The 412-nt window shown below is 68.4% G+C and carries 1 protein-coding gene; it reads right to left on the bottom strand.

Going from position 1 to position 412, the window contains the following annotated elements; all coding sequences use genetic code 11:
* The coding region (locus RZR99_RS33130) for an ATP-binding cassette domain-containing protein (RefSeq protein WP_323123869.1) at nucleotides 1–412 on the bottom strand (412 nt) is incomplete at both ends.

Below are 412 nucleotides of genomic sequence, written 5' to 3'. Positions count from 1 at the left end.
CCGGCGCCGCCCCATTCACCGAGAGCGCCGACGTCGGCCGGTCGAGCACGATCTTGCCGCCGTTCAGCACGACCACGCGCGATGCCGACGCGATCGTCTCCGGCCGGTGCGCGACGATCAGGCGCGTCATCTGCAGCGCGCTGACAGCGGCATTCACCTGCTGTTCGCGCTGCACGTCGAGATGGCTCGTCGCCTCGTCCAGCACCAGGATCTTCGGCCGCTTGTAAAGCGCCCGCGCAAGCAGCACCCGCTGCTTCTGGCCGCCCGACAGCACCGTGCCCATGTCCCCCACCAGCGTGTTGTAGCCCATCGGCATCGCGACGATGTCCGCATGCACGGCCGCCAGCTGCGCGCATTGCGCCACCCAGAGCGGGTCGGCCTGCGAATCGAAGAAGCTGATGTTGTCGGCGAT

Origin of the sequence: Burkholderia alba (genome assembly GCF_034721475.1) — a bacterium.
GTDB lineage: Bacteria > Pseudomonadota > Gammaproteobacteria > Burkholderiales > Burkholderiaceae > Burkholderia > Burkholderia alba.
The sequence above is the reverse complement of the archived record's forward strand: the minus strand, read 5'-3'. Positions and strand labels throughout refer to the sequence as shown.